16 protein-coding genes are annotated in these 17,961 nt (G+C 70.9%); 7 read left to right on the top strand and 9 right to left on the bottom strand.

Translation table 11 applies throughout. The features are described from left to right. Nucleotides 1-242: 242 nt before the first annotated feature. Complete coding sequence (locus AC1ROW_RS12685; protein WP_493019264.1) at nt 243-752, bottom strand: GNAT family N-acetyltransferase; 510 nt, start codon at nt 750-752, stop codon at nt 243-245. A 220-nt stretch (nt 753-972) separates the two neighbouring features. Here AC1ROW_RS12685 and AC1ROW_RS12680 point away from each other — a divergent pair, with 220 nt between their 5' ends. From AC1ROW_RS12680 to AC1ROW_RS12665, 4 genes are read left to right on the top strand one after another with little or no spacing between them, the layout of a single operon-like run. Then, entirely contained in the window at nt 973-1,875 is a 903-nt protein-coding gene (locus tag AC1ROW_RS12680; RefSeq protein WP_493019263.1) for an ABC transporter substrate-binding protein, read from the top strand. 4 nt (nt 1,876-1,879) lie between these two features. Further along, a complete protein-coding gene (locus AC1ROW_RS12675; RefSeq protein WP_493019262.1) occupies nt 1,880-2,866 on the top strand; it encodes an amino acid ABC transporter permease in 987 nt (328 codons plus the stop codon). Further along, nucleotides 2,863-3,666 (top strand): amino acid ABC transporter ATP-binding protein, encoded by an 804-nt coding sequence (locus AC1ROW_RS12670; protein WP_493019261.1) that lies wholly within the window; start codon nt 2,863-2,865, stop codon nt 3,664-3,666. Before AC1ROW_RS12675 ends, AC1ROW_RS12670 begins: the two co-directional genes overlap by 4 nt. Before the next feature lie 55 nt (nt 3,667-3,721). Continuing rightward, complete coding sequence (locus AC1ROW_RS12665) at nt 3,722-4,516, top strand: SDR family oxidoreductase (protein WP_493019260.1); 795 nt, start codon at nt 3,722-3,724, stop codon at nt 4,514-4,516. Between the two features lie 83 nt (nt 4,517-4,599). On the opposite strand, the gene hrpA is transcribed toward AC1ROW_RS12665, so the two are convergent. Next, the gene (hrpA, locus tag AC1ROW_RS12660) at nt 4,600-8,463 is read right to left on the bottom strand and encodes an ATP-dependent RNA helicase HrpA (protein WP_493019259.1); all 3,864 of its coding nucleotides are present in this window, start codon (nt 8,461-8,463) and stop codon (nt 4,600-4,602) included. Nucleotides 8,464-8,600: 137 nt separating this feature from the next. On the opposite strand from hrpA, the gene AC1ROW_RS12655 reads away from it, so the two are divergent. Continuing rightward, nucleotides 8,601-10,199 carry a long-chain-fatty-acid--CoA ligase gene (locus AC1ROW_RS12655; protein WP_493019258.1) on the top strand — a complete coding sequence of 533 codons (1,599 nt, stop codon included), beginning with the start codon at nt 8,601-8,603 and terminating at the stop codon, nt 10,197-10,199. 3 nt (nt 10,200-10,202) lie between these two features. Here AC1ROW_RS12655 and AC1ROW_RS12650 read toward each other — a convergent pair whose 3' ends face one another. Both AC1ROW_RS12650 and AC1ROW_RS12645 read right to left on the bottom strand, forming a co-directional pair. Beyond that, nucleotides 10,203-10,613 (bottom strand): hypothetical protein, encoded by a 411-nt coding sequence (locus AC1ROW_RS12650; RefSeq protein WP_493019257.1) that lies wholly within the window; start codon nt 10,611-10,613, stop codon nt 10,203-10,205. Between the two features lie 71 nt (nt 10,614-10,684). Then, nucleotides 10,685-11,518 carry an aldo/keto reductase gene (locus AC1ROW_RS12645; RefSeq protein ID WP_493019256.1) on the bottom strand — a complete coding sequence of 278 codons (834 nt, stop codon included), beginning with the start codon at nt 11,516-11,518 and terminating at the stop codon, nt 10,685-10,687. A 37-nt stretch (nt 11,519-11,555) separates the two neighbouring features. On the opposite strand from AC1ROW_RS12645, the gene AC1ROW_RS12640 reads away from it, so the two are divergent. After that, the gene (locus AC1ROW_RS12640; RefSeq protein ID WP_493019255.1) at nt 11,556-13,418 is read left to right on the top strand and encodes a thioredoxin domain-containing protein; all 1,863 of its coding nucleotides are present in this window, start codon (nt 11,556-11,558) and stop codon (nt 13,416-13,418) included. Nucleotides 13,419-13,424: 6 nt separating this feature from the next. On the opposite strand, the gene AC1ROW_RS12635 is transcribed toward AC1ROW_RS12640, so the two are convergent. The 4 genes from AC1ROW_RS12635 to AC1ROW_RS12620 form a co-directional block, all read right to left on the bottom strand. Continuing rightward, nucleotides 13,425-14,039, bottom strand: coding sequence for a dihydrofolate reductase family protein (locus AC1ROW_RS12635; protein ID WP_493019254.1), 615 nt, complete (start codon nt 14,037-14,039; stop codon nt 13,425-13,427). A gap of 13 nt (nt 14,040-14,052) precedes the next feature. After that, complete coding sequence (locus tag AC1ROW_RS12630) at nt 14,053-14,388, bottom strand: hypothetical protein (RefSeq protein WP_493019253.1); 336 nt, start codon at nt 14,386-14,388, stop codon at nt 14,053-14,055. 142 nt (nt 14,389-14,530) lie between these two features. Then, complete coding sequence (locus AC1ROW_RS12625) at nt 14,531-15,421, bottom strand: aminodeoxychorismate lyase (RefSeq protein ID WP_493019252.1); 891 nt, start codon at nt 15,419-15,421, stop codon at nt 14,531-14,533. A 66-nt stretch (nt 15,422-15,487) separates the two neighbouring features. Continuing rightward, nucleotides 15,488-15,781, bottom strand: coding sequence for an acylphosphatase (locus AC1ROW_RS12620; protein WP_493019251.1), 294 nt, complete (start codon nt 15,779-15,781; stop codon nt 15,488-15,490). Between the two features lie 32 nt (nt 15,782-15,813). Between AC1ROW_RS12620 and AC1ROW_RS12615 the strand changes: the two genes are divergently transcribed. Continuing rightward, nucleotides 15,814-17,385 (top strand): DUF7059 domain-containing protein, encoded by a 1,572-nt coding sequence (locus AC1ROW_RS12615; protein WP_493019250.1) that lies wholly within the window; start codon nt 15,814-15,816, stop codon nt 17,383-17,385. Nucleotides 17,386-17,453: 68 nt separating this feature from the next. Here AC1ROW_RS12615 and AC1ROW_RS12610 read toward each other — a convergent pair whose 3' ends face one another. Next, nucleotides 17,454-17,954 (bottom strand): metallophosphoesterase family protein, encoded by a 501-nt coding sequence (locus AC1ROW_RS12610; protein WP_493019249.1) that lies wholly within the window; start codon nt 17,952-17,954, stop codon nt 17,454-17,456. Nucleotides 17,955-17,961 lie beyond the last annotated feature (7 nt).

Below are 17,961 nucleotides of genomic sequence, written 5' to 3'. Positions count from 1 at the left end.
GCCGCGCGATTCCCCACATTCGTGCCGAATGCCGCGAATGGCGTCGTCATTCCGCACATTCGTGCCGAATGTCGCGAATGCTGTCGCCTCTTCCCACCTTCGTACCGAATGTCATGAATGGCTCCGCCATTCCTCACATTCGTGCCGAATCGCGCTACCCGCGGTTCGTCACATTCGCGCCGAATCGCGCGAATGGGGTCGCGTTTCGCGACATTCGTGACGAATCGCGCGGGCGCGAGGCGCTACAGGTCCTTGCGGAAGCCGAGGTACGAGACCGCTTCCCAGTCGCCGTCGAGATCGAACAGCGGCGAGTAGCCGAGCGAGATATAGAGGGCGACCGCCTCTGGCTGCCGTGCTCCCGTGGTCAGCACGATCGTGCGGACGCCGCGTCGGGCCGCCTCCGCCTCCAGCTCGCCCATCACCCGGCGGGCGAGGCCCTGCCGGCGGAACCCGGAGTGGGTCCAGACCCGCTTGACCTCCACCGTGTCGTCGTCCTCGCGCATGAACGCGCCGCCCGCGACCGGGGTGCCGTCCTCGTCCACGAGCAGCAGGAACGTGCCGCCCTCCTCGGCCGTGAAGCGCTCGGCGGGGTAGCGGGACAGCTCCGCCGAGGAGGGGATGCCGTCGTTGAGTCCGTAGCGCTCGTCGTACTCGCGGGAGAGCTCCTCCACCAGCGGCGCGGCGAGCGGATCGTCGGGGCGGGTGACGACCACGCGAGCCGTCGCGGCGAGGCCGGATTGCGGTTGGATCACGACCCGACCCTAGCGCGGCCGGGCGGGTCGCGCGCATTCGGTGTCACGGATGGTCTCAGACAACGGAATCCGCGCAAAGAAACACGAAATCTCTGCGAAACTTGCAGGAAAACTAGCGTTTCGCGCGCGATTTAGTATGCGTATAACGCCTGGGGCCTAGGGTATTCTCCCCTTACCCCTCCTGCACACCCCTGCACCAGGAAGAAGGACAACTACCATCATGCGCATCCGTTCCGTGGCCCCCGTGGCCGCCCTCGCCGCCGTGGCCGCGCTCGCGCTGTCCGGCTGTGTCGACAACACCACCCCCTCGTCGAGCGGCTCAGCGTCGAGCGCCGCGTTCGACGTGAAGAAGGACGACAGCCTCGCCAACAGCCTCCCGTCGAAGATCAAGTCGGCGGGCGTTCTCACCGTCGGCATGGACGACACGTACCCGCCCAACGAGTACAAGGACGACAACGGCAACCCCGCCGGCTGGGAGGTCGACTTCACCAACGCCATCGGCCAGAAGCTCGGCGTCAAGATCAACTACGCGATCGCCAAGTTCGACAACATCATCCCCAGCATCACCGGAGGCAAGGACGACTTCGGGATGTCCTCGTTCACCGACACCGTCGAGCGCGAGAAGCAGGTCGACTTCGTCAACTACTACAACGCCGGCATCCTCTGGGCGTCCGCCAAGGGCAAGAACGTCGACCCCGACAACGCCTGCGGCATGAAGGTCGCCGTCCAGTCGACCACCTTCGAGGACACCGACGAGGTCCCCGCCAAGTCGAAGGCCTGCACCGACAAGGGCAAGCCCGCGATCCAGGCACTCCGCTACGACAACCAGGACGACGCGACCAACGCGGTCATCCTCGGCAAGGCCGACGCCCTCAGCGCCGACTCGCCCGTCACGCTGTACGCGGTCTCCAAGTCGAACGGCAAGCTCCAGGCCGCAGGCAAGACCTTCGACGTCGCGCCCTACGGCATCCCGGTCGCCAAGAACTCCGACCTGACGCCGGTGCTGCAGAAGACCATCCAGGCGCTGATCGACGACGGCACCTACAAGAAGATCCTCGACAAGTGGGGCGTCGCCGACGGCGGCGTGACCAAGGCCGACCTCAACGCAGCCGCGAAGGGCTGACCTGATGTCGCAGGGCATTCCGGCCGGTCCGGCGACGGGGGCAGCCCCGTCGCCGGCCGGCGCCCCGCCGTCCGAGCCGATCAAGGCGATCAAGCTCCGCCACCCGTGGCGGATCGTGTTCGCGGTCGTGCTCATCCTGGTGTTCGCCTGGTTCGTCATCGACGCTTCGCAGCGTTCAGCGTACGGCTGGCAGTACGTCGGCAAGTACGTCTTCGACCGGCGCATCAGTGCTGCTGCGCTCGTGACCCTTCAGCTCACGATCTACTCGATGATCATCGGCGTCGTCCTGGGCCTGGTGCTGGCCGTGATGCGGCTGTCGCCGAACCCCGTCGTCAAATCGGTCGCTTGGCTCTACCTCTGGGTCTTCCGCGGCACCCCGGTGTACGTGCAGCTCGTCTTCTGGGGCCTGTTCTCGCTGATCTACCCGCACGTCTTCCTCGGTGTGCCGTGGACGCACTTCGGCGTGACGCTCGACCTCGGCTTCATGCAGAACGCGTTCATCATCGCGATCGTCGGCCTGGCGCTCAACGAGGCGGCGTACATGGCGGAGATCGTGCGCGCCGGACTCCTCTCGGTCGACAGCGGTCAGGAGGAGGCCGCGACGGCCCTCGGCATGTCGTGGTGGCAGACGATGACGCGCATCGTCATCCCGCAGGCCATGCGCGTGATCATCCCGCCGACCGGCAACGAGGTCATCTCGATGCTGAAGACCACCTCGCTGGTCGCGGCGATCCCGCTCACCACCGACCTCTACGGTGTCGCCCGCGACATCTCGGCGGTCACCTACACGCCGATCCCGCTGCTGATCGTCGCCTCGCTGTGGTACCTGCTGTTCACCTCGATCCTGATGATCGGGCAGTACTTCCTCGAGAAGCGGTTCTCGCGCGGCGTGAACATGCGCCGGCCCGACAACAAGGAGGGTGCGCTCGCCACGGGCGCCCTGCCCGCCGCCGGCGCGCCCGACGGCAACGACCTGGGAGGCAAGGGATGACCGACGCGACGACACAGGACCTGAACGCACGAGCCGGGGTCACGCCGATGGTCCTGGCCGAGGGCGTCTCCAAGAGCTTCGGCTCCAACGAGGTGCTCAAGTCCATCTCGCTCTCCGTCCGTCCGGGCGAGGTGCTGTGCATCATCGGGCCGTCCGGCTCGGGCAAGTCCACCTTCCTGCGCTGCATCAACCACCTGGAGCGCGTGGACGCCGGTAGGTTGTCGGTCGACGGCCAGGTGGTCGGCTACCGTCAGCACGGCGACAAGCTCTACGAGCTGAAGCCGAAGGAGGCCTCCCGCCAGCGCCGCGAGATCGGCATGGTGTTCCAGCGCTTCAACCTGTTCCCGCACATGACGGCCCTCGAGAACATCATCGAGGCGCCGATCCGGGTCAAAGGCCTGCCGAAGGCGCGCGCGGTGGAGCGGGCGAACGAACTGCTCGCCCGCGTCGGCCTGGCGGACAAGGGTGACCACTATCCGTCGCAGCTCTCCGGCGGCCAGCAGCAGCGCGTGGCGATCGCCCGCGCGCTGGCGATGGACCCGAAGCTGATGCTCTTCGACGAGCCCACCTCGGCGCTCGACCCGGAGCTGGTCGGCGAGGTGCTCGACGTCATGAAGGGCCTGGCGGCCTCCGGCATGACGATGGTCGTCGTGACGCACGAGATGGGCTTCGCGCGCGAGGTCGCGGACGAGCTGGTCTTCATGGACGGCGGCGTCGTGGTGGAGTCCGGCGACCCGCGCGAGGTGCTGGCCAACCCGCAGCACCAGCGCACGCAGGCGTTCCTGTCGAAGGTGCTGTAGCCCGCCGGACCGCATGCCGGGAGCGGGCGTCGTGACCGTCTGACACAATCGTCGGATGGACAACGACGCCCGCTCCTCCCGTCCCGTCGTCTTCGTCACCGGCGCGTCGCGGCCGAACTCGATCGGGGCGGCGATCGCCCGCACCCTGGCGTCGCTGGGCTGGGACGTCGCGTTCGCCTTCTGGGACGACTACGACGCGGCGATGCCGTGGGGCGCCGAGGGGCGCGGCCATGACGCCTTCGCGGACGAGCTGCGCGCCTTCGGCGCCCGGGCGCTCCCGGTCGCGGTCGACCTCGCCCACCCGGAGGCGCCCGCGCGGGCCATCGAGCGCGTCCGCGCCGGCCTCGGGCCGGTCCGCGCCGTGGTCGCCAGCCACGCGCACAGCGTCGACAGCGGCATCCTGGACACCAGCGTGGAGGCGTTCGACCGGCACTTCGCGGTCAACACCCGCGGCACCTGGCTGCTGATCAAGGCGTTCGCCGAGCAGTTCGAGGCGCCCGCCGAGCCCGGCGGCCCGGCGCTCGGCCGCATCGTCGCCCTGACCAGCGACCACACCGCGCACAACCTCCCGTACGGCGCCAGCAAGGGCGCCCTCGACCGGATCGTGATCGCGGCCGCCGTGGAGCTGGCCCACCTCGGCATCACCGCGAACCTGATCAACCCGGGCCCGATCGACACCGGCTGGATGACGCCCGGCCTCGCGGAGACCCTCGCCGCCGAGACCGCCCTCGGCCGCCTCGGCCGTCCGCAGGACAGCGCCGACCTCGTCGCGTTCCTGCTCTCCCCGTCCGGCGGCTGGATCACCGGCCAGCTCCTCCACTCCAACGGCGGCTTCCACCTCCCCGTCTGACCCGCCGCAGCCATCCATTCCGGAGTTGTGCACGCTTCTCCACGGCGTGTTGCGTGCAGAACTCCGGAAGCGATGGCTGCGGGTCAGGCGGTGAGGACTTTGCGGATGCGTTGGAGGGAGACGGTCTCGGCGGTGCCGAGGGACTGGGCGAAGAGGGAGACGCGGAACTCTTCGAGCATCCAGCGCGCGTGCACCAGGTTCTCCGGCGCGTGCGGCGCCGGGGGGATGCGGCCGCCGGCCTCCGTGTAGAGCGCGGTCGCGGTCTCCACCTGCGTCTGCCACGCCCGGTCGCGGCCCGGGTTCGTCGGGAGCGCCTGCATGCGCTGCGTGATGCCGTTGAGGTAGCGGGGGAGGTGCTTCAGCTGCTCCAGCCCGGTCGCCGACACGAAACCGGGGTAGACCAGGCCGGCGAGCTGTGCCTTCGCGTCGTTGAGCGAGGACAGGTAGGTCAGCGACGTCGTCCCGCTGATGGCCTTCTCGGCGGCGCGCGCCGCGGTCAGGATGCGCGTGACGAGCGCGACGGTCTCGAACATCGAGTCCATGACGACGCCGGACACTCTGTCCCGCACCGCCTCGAACTCGGCCCGCATGAAGAGCTGGCCGTCCGGCTTCATCCGGTACAGCACCGAGTTGATCACCGCGAGCAGGCAGTCGTCGAAGAGCGCCTTGGTGTTCGGGTAGGGGCTCGCGGCCAGCGTCAGCTTCTCGTTGGCGGTCAGATGCTGCTGCACGTACGCGACCGGCGACGGGATACTCGCCAGCAGCAGTCTCCGGACGCCGCCCGGCAGCGCGCGGGCCTGCTCGGTCGGCGTCGACATCAGCCGGATGCTGACACTGGAGCCGTCGTCCACCAGCGCGGGGTAGGCGCGGATGGTGTTGACCGTGCCGCCCGGACCCTTCTGCGTGGTGTCGAGGTGGCGAGGCAGCTCGTCCAGGTCCCAGCTGGTGAGGCCGGAGCGCTCGATCGCGTCCGGCTGGCGCGCCTCCGCGACCCGGGCGACCGAGTCGCGGGCCCGTGAGCGCAGCCGCTCCTGCAGCGCCATCAGGTCTTTGCCGCTGGCGAGCGGGCGGCCGCGCTCGCCGATCACCTGGAACGTCGGCCGCAGGTGGGCGGGCAGGCGTTCCAGATCGAAGTCCGCTCCGGTGACCCGCGAGCCGGTCTGCCGCGAGATGGTGGCGGCGAGCGTGTCGGCAAGAGAGGCTGCGGGGCGGCGCCCGTCATGCGCGTCCATCCCGGCCGCACTGGAGAGCTCGCCGAGCAGCCGCTTCGCCCAGTCCGCGGCGGGCACGACGTGGCGGCGGATCGCCTTCGGCAGCGACTTGATCATCGCGGTCACGAGGTCCTGGCGGAGGCCCGGCACCTGCCAGTCGAAGCCGTCCGGCACGAGCCCGGCCAGCAGCGGCAGTGGGACCTGGACGGTGACGCCGTCGTCCTCCGCGCCCGGCTCGAACCGGTAGCGGAGGGTGAGCCGCTGGTCGCCCTGCCGCCACACCGGAGGGAAGGCCTCCTCGTCGATCCCGGCCGCGTCGTCTTCGAGCAGCGCTTCCGGGGTCATGGTCAGGAGGTCGGGCGTCTCGTTCCTGGCCTTCTTCCACCAGCCCTCGAACGACCGGGTGGAGACCACGTCGGCGGGGATACGCGCATCGTAGAACTCGAACACGGCCTCGTCGTCGTTGAGGATGTCGCGGCGGCGGGTGCGTTCCTCGAGCTCCCGCAGCTCGGCGAGCAGCTTGCGGTTGGCCCGGTCGAACGCCTGCCGTGAGTCCCACTCGCCGTCTACGAGCGCGTGCCGGATGAACAGCTCGCGCGACAGCTCCGGGTCGATCCGGGCGAACTGCACGCGGCGGCGCGGGATGATCGGGACGCCGAACAGTGTGACCCGCTCGTAGGCCACGACGGCGCCCTGGTTCTTCTCCCAGTGCGGCTCGCTGTACTGCCGCTTGCACAGGTCGCCCGCGATCGGCTCGGCCCACGCCGGGTCGATCGCCGCGTTCATGCGCGCGAACAGCCGGGAGGTCTCCACGAGCTCCGCGGACATGATCGCGTTCGGCTGCTTCTTGGCGAGCGCCGAGCCGGGGAAGATCACGAACCGGGTCTGCCGCGCGCCGAGGTACTCGGACTGCCGCTGGCCGCGGGCCGAGCCCTTGTTGCCTGACTCGCGCACATCCTTGAGCCCGATGTGCGACAGCAGCCCGGCCAGCAGCGAGCGGTGGATGCCGTCCGGGTTCACCGACGGCTCGCCGATGGTGAGCTCCAGCGGCCGGGCGAGCTGACGGAGCTGCCGGTACACGTCCTGCCACTCGCGCACCCGCAGGAAGTTCAGGTACTCCGCCTTGCAGAGCCTCCGGAACGCGCTGGAGGACAGCTCGCGCTGCTGGTCCTCCAGGTAGTTCCAGAGGTTGAGCAGGGTGAGGAAGTCGCTGGTCGGGTCTATGAATCTGGCGTGCTTCTCGTCGGCGCTGCCGCGCTTCTCGACCGGGCGCTCGCGGACGTCCTGGATGGTGAGGCCGGCGACGATCGCCATGACCTCCCGCGACGTGTTGTGCCGCTTGGACTCCACGACCATCCGGGCGAACCGCGGGTCGATGGGCAGCCGGGCGAGCTGGCTGCCGACCCGGGTGAGCTCGATGCCGCCGGAGCGCGTGGACGTCCTCGTCGCCCCCAGCTCGGCCAGCAGGTCCAGGCCGTCCTTGATGCCGCGCGAGTCCGGCGGGGTCAGGAACGGGAACGCCGCGATGTCGCCGAGCCCGAGCGAGATCATCTGCAGGATGACGGCCGCGAGGTTGGTGCGCAGGATCTCCGGCTCGGTGAACTCCGGCCGCTTCTCGAAGTCCTCCTGCGAGTACAGCCGGATCGCGATGCCGTCGCTGGTACGGCCCGACCGCCCGGAGCGCTGGTTGGCGCTCGCCTGCGAGATCGCCTCGATCGGAAGCCGCTGCACCTTGGCGCGGGTCGAGTAGCGGCTGATGCGGGCCGTTCCGGCGTCGATGACGTACTTGATACCGGGCACGGTGAGGCTGGTCTCGGCCACGTTGGTGGCGAGCACGACCCGCCGTCGGACGCCCGGCATGGTGGACGGCTGGAAGACGCGGTGCTGCTCGGCCGACGACAGCCGCCCGTACAGCGGAAGCACCTCGGTGCCGGGGAGGTTGCGGCCGCGGATCGCGTCGGCGGCGTCCCGGATCTCGTTCTCGCCGGAGAGGAAGACCAGCACGTCGCCGGGCGCCTCGCGGGCGAGCTCGTCCAGGGCGTCGTTGATCCCCTGGACGTAGTCGCGGTCGACGGCGGGCACCGGATCCGGATCGTCCTCGTCGGCCTCCAGAGACTCGGCGACGAGCGGCCGGTACCGCAGCTCGACCGGGTAGGTGCGGCCGGAGACCTCCACGATCGGCGCGGGCGTGCCGTCCGCCGCGGCGAAGTGCGCGGCGAAGCTCTCCGGGTCGATGGTGGCGGAGGTGATGATGACCTTGAGGTCGGGGCGCTTCGGCAGCAGCTCGCGGAGGTAGCCGAGCAGGAAGTCGATATTGAGGCTGCGTTCGTGCGCCTCGTCGATGATGATCGTGTCGTATTTGCGCAGCAGCCGGTCGCGGTGCATCTCGTTGAGCAGGATGCCGTCCGTCATCAGCTTGATGCGGGTCTCCGCCGAGACGCGATCGGTGAAGCGCACCTGGTAGCCGACCAGCTCGCCGACGCTCTGGCCCAGCTCCTCCGCGATGCGTTCGGCGATCGTGCGCGCCGCGAGCCGCCGGGGTTGGGTGTGGCCGATGCTCTCCCGGCCGAGCTCCAGGCAGATCTTCGGCAGCTGCGTGGTCTTGCCCGAGCCGGTCTCGCCGGCCACGATCACGACCTGATTGTCGCGGATGGCGCGCGCGATGTCGTCCCGCTTCTGGCTGACGGGCAGCTCGGGCGGGAAGACGATGCGGGGGAGGGCGACCGGTGCGGACATGAGCCTTCCAGTCTATCCGCCCGCGTCACCCCCTCCGCCCGTGTCACCGCAAACGGGGCATTGTGACAGCGCTCACGGTGACGTAGGTTTCCCTCAACCCGACCGGGTCACGTCACCGTCGACGAAGGAGCCCCGCCATGCCTCACGGCTACGCCACCATGTCCGTCGCCAGCATCCTGGCCGAGACCGCGCACCGGATGCCCGACAACGTGGCGTTGATCTTCAACGGCCAGGAGATCGCCTACCGCGACCTCTGGGACCAGACCCGTCGTTACGCGGGAGCGTTGCGCGACCTCGGCGTCGGGCCGGGGGACCGGGTGGCGCTGATGATCCCGAACGTGCCCGACTTCCCGCGCGCGTACTACGCGGCGCTCGCCCTCGGTGCGGTCGTCGTCCCCATCCACGCCCTCCTGAAGGCCGCGGAGATCGAGTACGTGCTGCGCGACTCCGGGTCGAAGCTGCTGATCTGCGCCGTGCCGCTCCTCGGCGAAGGCGCGAAGGGCGCGGCGCTGGCCGGCGTGGACACCCTCTCGGTGCTGGTGCCGGACGAGATGGTCGACCAGCTGCCGTTCCCGCGCCTGGAGGATGCCGCCGCCGGCGCCGAGCCGATCGACACGTTCGTGCCGCGCGACCCGGTGGACACCGCGACCATCCTGTATACGAGCGGCACGACCGGCAAGCCGAAGGGCGCGGAGGGCTGCCACTTCGCGCTGGTCGAGCAGGTGAACGTCCTGCTCTCCGGCACCTTCGACTTCCTGCCAACGGACCGCGTGCTCGGCTGCCTTCCGCTCTTCCACACCTTCGGGCAGACCTGCGTCATGAACATGGGGTTCCGGGCCGGGGCGGCGATCGTGCTGGTGCCGAAGTTCGACGGGGCGACGGCGCTCCAACTGCTCAACGCGCACGCCTGCACCATCATGACCGGCGTGCCGACCATGTACATCGCGCTGCTGGAGGCCGCCAAGACGAACCCGGAGCGCCCGCCGTTGCGGTACGGCCTGAGCGGCGGCGCCGCGATCCCGGTGGCGGTCATCGAACGGATGAAGGAGGTCTACGGCATCGACATCCACGAGGGCTACGGCCTCACCGAGACCTCCCCGGTCGCCACGTTCAACCACCGCGGCAAGCCGACAAGGGTCGGAACCGTCGGCCAGCCGATCTGGGGCGTGGACGTCGAGATCGCGGACCCGGAGGTGGACGACGCCATCCACCTGCTGCCGCGCGGCGAGCTCGGCGAGATCGTGATCCGCGGCCACAACCTGATGAACGGCTACCTCAACCTCCCGGAGGCGAATGCGGAGGCGGTCGTGGACGGCTGGTTCCGCACCGGCGACCTCGGCACGAAGAGCGACGACGACTACATCACGATCGTGGACCGCAAGAAGGACATGATCGTCCGCAACGGCTACAACGTGTACCCGCGGGAGGTGGAGGAGGCGCTCTCGACGCATCCCGCCGTCGCCCTGGTCGCGGTGTTCGGCGTAGCGCACGATACGCACGGCCAGGAGATCATGGCGGCGGTCACGCTCATGCCGGGCTCCGACGCGACGGGCGAGGAACTGATCGTGTTCGCGCAGGAGCGGGTGGCGGCCTACAAGTACCCGCGGCGGGTGGAGATCCTGGAGGTGCTCCCGCTCGGCCCGAGCGGCAAGGTCCTCAAGCGCGAGTTGGTGGCCCGCTTCGAGACCGAGGCGACCGCCGAGGGGCACGTCGACGCCCCGCAGAGCGCGGTCTAGCGATCAGGGCGCCGTGTCGAGGGTGCGCAGCCGGTAGGAGGAGTTGAGGTAATACGAGGCGAGCAGCGCGTAGCTGATGCACGCGACGGCGGGGACGAACGAGTTCTCCGGCTTGCTCGCGAGCGCCCCGACGCACGAGATGAACGCGAGGATCGCGAGCACACCGCCGAGCCAGAATCCCGCCGCCGGCCGCCCGGTCGCCCGCCACCAGGGCCGCGGGTCCTCGCGGTTCTCACCCGCGCCGCGGAACGTGCGGGTGCCGACGATGACGTAGGCGACATTGAGGATGGCGATGATCAGCACATCCAGCGCCGCGTTCACGAGCCGGTCGATCACGAAGAAGTTCAGCGCCAGGATCAGTCCGAAGACCCCGACGATGTAGATGACCTTCCCCGTGATCGTGGTGATTCTCACGGTGCGAGCCTAGCCGTGAAGCGGCGGGCGCGGAGGACCGGGCTCCGCGGCCGCCGCCGTCGCGACTTCGCTCAGTTGACCTCGTCCGGGTGCGCGCTCACGCGCCCTTCGCGCTCCATGGCCGTGATGGCGGCGACCTCGGCGTCGGTCAGCTCGAAGTCGAAGACGTCGAAGTTCTCCGCCATCCGCTCGCGGCGGTTGGACTTGGGGAAGACGATGTTGCCCGTCTGCAGGTGCCAGCGGATGACCACCTGCGCCGGGGTCTTGCCGTGTGCTTCCGCCGGGCCGGCGACCTCCGGAGCGTCGAACAGCGGGTACTTGCCCTGGCCGAGCGGGCCCCAGGCCTCGATCTGGATGCCGTGCTCGCGGGAGAACGCGGTCACTTCCGGCTGCTGGTGCGCCGGGTGCAGCTCGATCTGGTTGACGGCCGGCACGGTGTCGGTGTTGGCCAGCAGCTTCTCCAGGTGCGGCACCAGGAAGTTGGAGACGCCGATGGCCTTCGCGCGGCCGGTGGCGTAGATCTTCTCCAGCGAGCGCCACGCCTCCACGAAGGTGTCCTTCTGCGGGGTCGGCCAGTGGATGAGGTAGAGGTCCACGTAGTCGAGGCCGAGCTTGGCGAGCGACTCGTCGAAGGCCGCCTCGGCGTCGGTCTGGCGGTCGTTCCAGAGCTTGGTGGTGACGAACAGCTCGTCGCGCGCGATGCCGGAGGAGGCGATCGCGGCGCCGACGCCCTCCTCGTTGCCGTAGATGGCGGCGGTGTCGATGTGGCGGTAACCGACCTCCAGCGCGTCGGTGACGATGCGGGTCGTCTCGGCTGGGTCGACCTTGAAGACGCCGAAGCCGAGCTGGGGGATGGTGGTGCCGTTGTTCAGAGTGAGGAGTGGAGTATTTGCGTGTGCAACCATGTCGTCCACGATAGCAATGCGGTCGTAGGGTGAGCGCATGACGAACCGGCTGGCGGGCGCGATCAGTCCCTACCTGCGCGCACATGCGGAGAACCCGGTCGACTGGTTCCCGTGGGGCCCGGAGGCCTTCGCCGAGGCGCGCCGGCGCGACGTGCCGGTCATCGTCTCGATCGGTTACGCGACCTGCCACTGGTGCCACGTGATGGCGCGGGAGAGCTTCAGCGACCCGGCGGTCGCGGCGCTGATGAACGAGCGGTTCGTGTCGATCAAGGTCGACCGGGAGGAGCATCCCGACGTCGACGCCACCTACCTGTCGGCGGCGAGCGCGTTCACGGAGGGCCTCGGCTGGCCGCTGACCGTCTTCGCGACCTCCTCGGGGCGGGCGTTCTTCGCTGGCACCTACTTCCCGCCGGTCGCGACGGCAGGGCGCCCGTCGTTCACGCAGATCCTCGGCGCGGTCGCCGACGCCTGGACCGAGCGCCGCGCCGAGGTGGAGGCCGACGCCGGGAAGGTGCGGGAGGCGCTCGCCGCGGCCGCCGCGCGGGCGACGACGGCGTCCGAGCTGCCCGACGCCCGCGCTCTCGACGTCGCGGTCGGCGCGCTCGCCGAGACCGAGGACCCGCTGTACGGCGGCTTCGGCGGCGCTCCCAAGTTCCCGGTCGCCCCGGTGCTCGGCTTCCTCCTGGAACGCGACTCGGGACGCGAGCTCGCGCAGCGTACCATGCGCCGGATGGCGGACTCCCCGCTGCGCGACCCGGTCGACGGCGGGTTCTTCCGCTACGCCACCCGGCGCGACTGGAGCGACCCGCACTACGAGCGGATGCTGTACGACAACGCGCAGCTCCTCGACGCCTATGCCACCGCGTGGGCGCAGAGCGGCGAGGACTGGGCCGAGCGCACCGTGGACGGCGTGGCCGCCTTCCTGCTCGGCGTGCTCCGGCGCCCGGGCGGCGCGTTCGCCTCGGCGCAGGACTCCGAGAGCGTGATCGACGGCGCCCGCGTGGAGGGCGGCTACTACCGGGCGGATCCCGCCGAGCGCGCGCAGCTCGCGCCTCCCGCGCTGGACGAGAAGGTGCTCACCGGCTGGAACGGCTTCGCGATCGGCGCGCTCGCCCGCGCGGGCCGCATCCTGAACCGGCCGGCCTGGCTCGTGGCCGCGCGCGAGGCCGCACGCGCGGTGATCGAGACGCACCGCCGGCCGGACGGCACCCTCGGCCGGGCGTCGGTCGACGGCACCGTTTCGGAGGCGGTGGCGACGCTCGAAGACTACGGCGGGCTCGCGGGCGGCCTGCTGGAGCTGGCCCTCGCGAGCGGCGACGTGGAGGCAGCCGACGCCGCCCGGGAGCTGGTCGACCTGTGCCTGGAGGCCGCCGACGGCGGCGAGTGCCCGTTCGGCGTGCCGGGCGGCGGCGACCCGCTGCTGCAGTCGACCGGCCTCGCGGTGCGCGTCGACCCGTCGGAGGGCGCGTACCCGTCCGGCCTCACCGCGACGGCGTCCGCGGCGCACACCCTGTTCCTGATGACTGCGAGCCGGCGGTACGAGCGCGCCGCGCGGGAGGCGATGCGGCTCGTCGCCGGACCGGCGGCGAGCGTGCCGAGCGCGTTCGGCGCAGCGCTTGCGCTGATGTCGCGCCTGGAGGGCGAGCCGCAGCAGCTCGTCGTCGTGAGCGAGCATGCGGAGGGTCCGGGCGCCGAGGATCCCGAAGGCCTGATCGCCGCGGCGCGACGGCATCCGGCCGATCTGGTCGCCCTCGTGGACGCTGCGGACGGCGAGGCGCTGGCGTCGGCGGGCTTCGAGCTGTTCACCGCCCGCGGCACGCGCGATGGCCTTCCCACCGCCTACCTCTGCCGCGACTTCGTCTGCAGACTCCCGGTCACGTCGCCCGCCGGGCTCGCCTGAGCAGGCTCAACGCACCACGCGATACGTCAGGTGCGCGACCTCCGGAGTCACCCGCGACCGCAGCAGCTCCAGCTGCAGCGACGGCACCCGGTCGAACACGCGCTCGCCCGCGCCCAGCGTGATCGGGGCGATGTGGAGGCGCAGTTCGTCCACGATTCCCGCCCAGAGCGCCTGGTTGAGCGTCTCCGCTCCGCCGGCGATCGCGACATCCGCGTCCCCGGCCGCGGCGCGCGCCCGCTCGGTGGCCGAGTGGATGCCGTCGGTCACGAACTCGAAGGTGGTGCCGCCCTCCATCCTGAGCGGCTCCCGCTCGTAGTGGGTCAGCACGAACACCGGCGCGTGGTACGGCGGGTCCTCGCCCCACCAGCCGCGCCAATCGCCGAACCTGTCGCCCTCGGCGGGCCAGTCGCCGCGCACGGGGCCGAACATGTTGCGGCCCATCACGTAGGCGCCCGCCGCGGTGATCGCGGCGATCTCCTCCGCGTGCGCGTCCGCGTACTCGAACATCCAGGTGTGCAGCCGCTCCACCCCGCGCTCGCCGAGCGGGTTCTCCAGCGACTGGTTGGGCCCGGCGGCGAACCCGTCGAGCGAGACGGCGATATCGGCGGTCACGATCCCCATGCCGCCTGGTTTACTACGTGCGCTCGACCTTGTCGAGCATCCCCCAGACCGCTTCGCTCAGTTCGGGGTGCTCGAGGGCGATCCGGCGCAGGACGCCGTACTCGAAGCGGGTGTAGGTGTCGCGCCCGGCGGACGGATGGTGCGCCCGGGACTGCTCCTCGGCCAGGTCGAAGTCCTCGATGGCCCCCGCGCGCAGCGAGATGACCACCTGCTCGTCGACGCTCGGCAGGTCGGGGATGAAATGCCAGGGGTCCTCGCCGGCGCGGCAGCGGTGCTCGATGATGGCAGCCAGTTCGTCACGCGCCTGCTGGCGCAGCACTTCGATGCTCCTCGGGACCTGCTCGTCCACGTCGACCTCCCTTCCCCTTAGCGGCGGTCCCGGCGTCGGCGCCGGCACGGTGCGTACAGCCTAGGCGGCGAATGCGTGCACCGCGAATCGGGGTGTAACGGGGAGTCCACTGCGGGGTGAACAGTGCGTGCTCAGTCCACCCTCAGTGCGTTCGCGACAGCAGGTACCGGTTCAGCTCGGCCGTCAACTCGGCGTCCACCGGGTACTCGCGACCGTCGAGGTGCGTGATCGGCGCGGCCTGGCGGACGCTGGAGACCAGCCAGAGCGCGTCGGCGGCCTCCAGCTCCTCGGCGGTGATGTGCCGGTACTCGGTCGCGTAGCCACGCTCCTCGAAGAACGCGAACACCGCGGCCTGCGTGGTGCCGGCGAGGATGCCCTGGTCGGTCTGCGGCGTGCGGACCACGCCGTCGGCGAGCAGGATGACGTTGGAGGTCGGCCCCTCCAGCGCGTAGCCGTCGGAGCTGATGAAGATCACGTCGTCCGCCCCGCGGCGCGCGGCCTCCCGCTGGGCCGCGCGGTTGACGGCGTAGGAAAGCGTCTTGGCGCCCGCGAGCAGCCACGGCGAGGTCTCGGCCACGTCGTGCCGGACCCCGCGGTCGAGCGCGACGACCCGGATGCCGAGGCGCTGCTGGGTGAAGTCCTCGCCCTCGTCCACGAAGATCCAGCCGCTGGGATACCCGGCGCCCTCGACGCCGCGGGTGTAGATCAGTTTGGCGAACAGCTCGCCGCCGTCGCCGTTGCGCGACCGGTAGTCCGCGATTCCGGCGAGGACGGCCTCGTGCCAGACGTGCTCGGCGGGAGCCGGGAGGTCGAGGAGCTCGGCGGAGTGCGCAAGCCGCATGAGGTGCGGCCCGAGCGCCTGCGGGTGGCCGTCGATGACGGCGATGGTCTCGAACACGCCGTCGCCGCGCGTGATGCCGAGGTCGGTGATGCGCACCTGCGCGGCGTCGAAGTCGGCGAGGGCGAAGCCCGGGTCGCCGTCGGCGGGCTCTCCGGTGGGCACGGTGATGGTCAGCAGCGTCGCGCGGGTCATATGCCTATTGTGCCTGGGCGCGGGCCAGAAGTCAGGGGCGGGGAAGTCAGGCGCGCCGGCCCGCGCTCAGTCCGTCTGCCGGATGCGGAACGCGTCGTCGCCGTCCGGCGCCGTCTCCGACACGCGCACGTCGTCCACAGCGCTCCCGGGAGGGCCGGCCCGCAGCCACTCGATCATGCGGTCCACGCTCGCGGGCTCGCCCTCCACCTCGACCTCCACGCTGCCGTCCGAGCGGTTCCGTGCCCAGCCGGCCACGCCGAGCCGGCGCGCCTCCTCGCGGGCGCTCCAGCGGTAGCCGACGCCCTGCACCATGCCGGTCACGATCGCGCGCCGGCGGATCGTCGTCTGTTCCTGGCTCACGCCGCCCATTGTGCTCCTGATTGAATTGCTGCGTGACCTCCACCGCCGCACTCCGCTCCGACCTCGCCGCAGCCGGCTTCACCGTCGACGGGCTGACCGCGCTCTGGGGTGAGGAGGCGGCGGAGGCGCTGCACCGCGGGCAGCGAGTCCCGGCCGAGCGTGCGCTCGCGCGCAGCGCCGCCGCCCCGCTGGCCACCCTCGCCGCGCTGTTCGTGCTCGGCCGGCCGGTGAGCCGGGAGGCCGCCGCCGCCGCGCTCCCCGCCCTCGGACTCGACGGAGCGGTGGAGCTGGGGCTGATCCAGCCAGACGCCTCCGACCCGATCGCCTCCGACCCGATCGCCTCCGACCTGATCGCCCCCGGCCTGATCGCCCCCGGCCTGATCGCCCCCGCCGTCGACCTCCGCCCCTACGCCTTCGTGGACGCTCTCGGCCCGGCCGAGTGGTGGATCGTCTCCGACCTCGGCGAGCTGGCGCTCGGCGGCGCGCTCCCCGAGGACCACGTGCTCGGAGTCGGCGGCGCTTCCATGACGCTCAGCGGCCTGATGCTCCAGCGCCCGGTGCGCTCGGCCCTCGACCTCGGGACCGGGTGCGGCATCCAGGCCCTGCACGCCTCCCGCCATGCTGAGCGCGTCGTCGCGACCGACATCTCCGAGCGCGCGCTGCGCCTCGCCGCGCTCAACGCCGAGCTGAACGGCGTCGAGGGCATCGAGTTCCGGCTCGGGAGCATGTTCGAGCCGGTGGCGGGGGAGGCGTTCGATCACATCGTGTCGAACCCGCCGTTCGTCATCACGCCGCGGACCGCGGGCGTTCCAGCCTACGAGTACCGCGACGGCGGGATGGTCGGCGACGGCCTGGTCGCGGCGTTCGTCGCGGGGTGCGGAGCGCACCTGAACCCCGGCGGCGTCGCCCAGCTCCTCGGCAACTGGGAGTACCACGACAGCGCGGACGCCCTGGAGCGCGTGCGCGGCTGGGTGGACGACTCCGCGCAGCCGCTGGACGCGTGGGTGATCGAGCGCGACACCGAGGACGCCGCCCAGTACGCCGAGACCTGGATCCGCGACGGCGGCACCCGGCCGGGCGCGCCGGCCTTCGACACGCTGCTGGGCGCCTGGCTCGACGACTTCGAGGCGCGCGGCGTCCGGAAAGTCGGTTTCGGCTACGTGCTGCTGCGGCGGGCGGAGGGAGTGCCGACGTTGCGCCGGTTCGAGCGCCTTCACGGGGCGCTCGGCGCGAACCAGGCCGGGCTCGGCGTCCACCTCGGGGAGTGCCTGGCGGCGCACGACACCGAGTCGTCGCTGGACGACGACGCCTTCGGCGCACTGTGCCTCACCGTCGCGGGCGACGTGACCGAGGAGCGGCACCTGTGGCCTGGCGCGGACGCGCCCACGGCCATCCTGCTCCGACAGGGCGGCGGCTTCGGCCGCGTCGTCGGCGCCAACACCGGCCTGGCTGCGCTGGTCGGCGCCTGCGACGGCGAGCTGAGCGTCGCCGCGATCAGCGGCGCGCTCGCGCAACTGCTGGAGGTCGACGAGGCCGCCCTGCGCGCCGACCTCGTGCCCACCGTCCGCGCCCTCGTCACCGACGGCCTCCTCCACCTCCCCTAACCGCCGAGTACGCCAATAATCAGCCCAAAACCGCCGAGTACGCAGACAATCGGCGTACTCGGCGGGTGCTAGCGCGGGGGGAGAGCGACGAGGCGCACGTCGGTGAGGCGGGCGCCGGCGATGGTCGCGGTCAGGTAGGTGCAGGCGGGCTGGCGGCGACGGTCGGTGGGGGACCCCGGGTTCAGGAGGCGCAGGCCGCCGGGGGAGACCGTGTCCCACGGGATGTGCGAGTGCCCGAACACCAGCACGTCCGCGTCAGGGAAGTCCCGCTCGCAGCGCAGCTCGCGCCCCTTCGCCGGCCCGGTCTCGTGGACCATCGCGAACCGCAGCCCGCCCAGCTCGAACCGTGGGACCTCCGGCAGCCGGCGCCGCAGCCCCGGTCCGTCGTTGTTGCCCCACACTCCGATCAGCCGCCGCGATCGCTCCTCCAGCAGGTCGAGCGTCGCCTCATCCACCCAGTCGCCGGCGTGCAGGACGACGTCGGCGGCGTCCACCTCGGCGAGCACCTGCGGCGGCAGCGCCTTCGCCCGGAGCGGGATATGGGTGTCGGAGAGGATCAGCAGCTTCACGTTGGCA

The sequence above is a fragment of the Leifsonia sp. GW821-FHT13C09 genome, from assembly GCF_058806435.1.
This window is presented reverse-complemented; position numbering and strand designations above follow the sequence as displayed.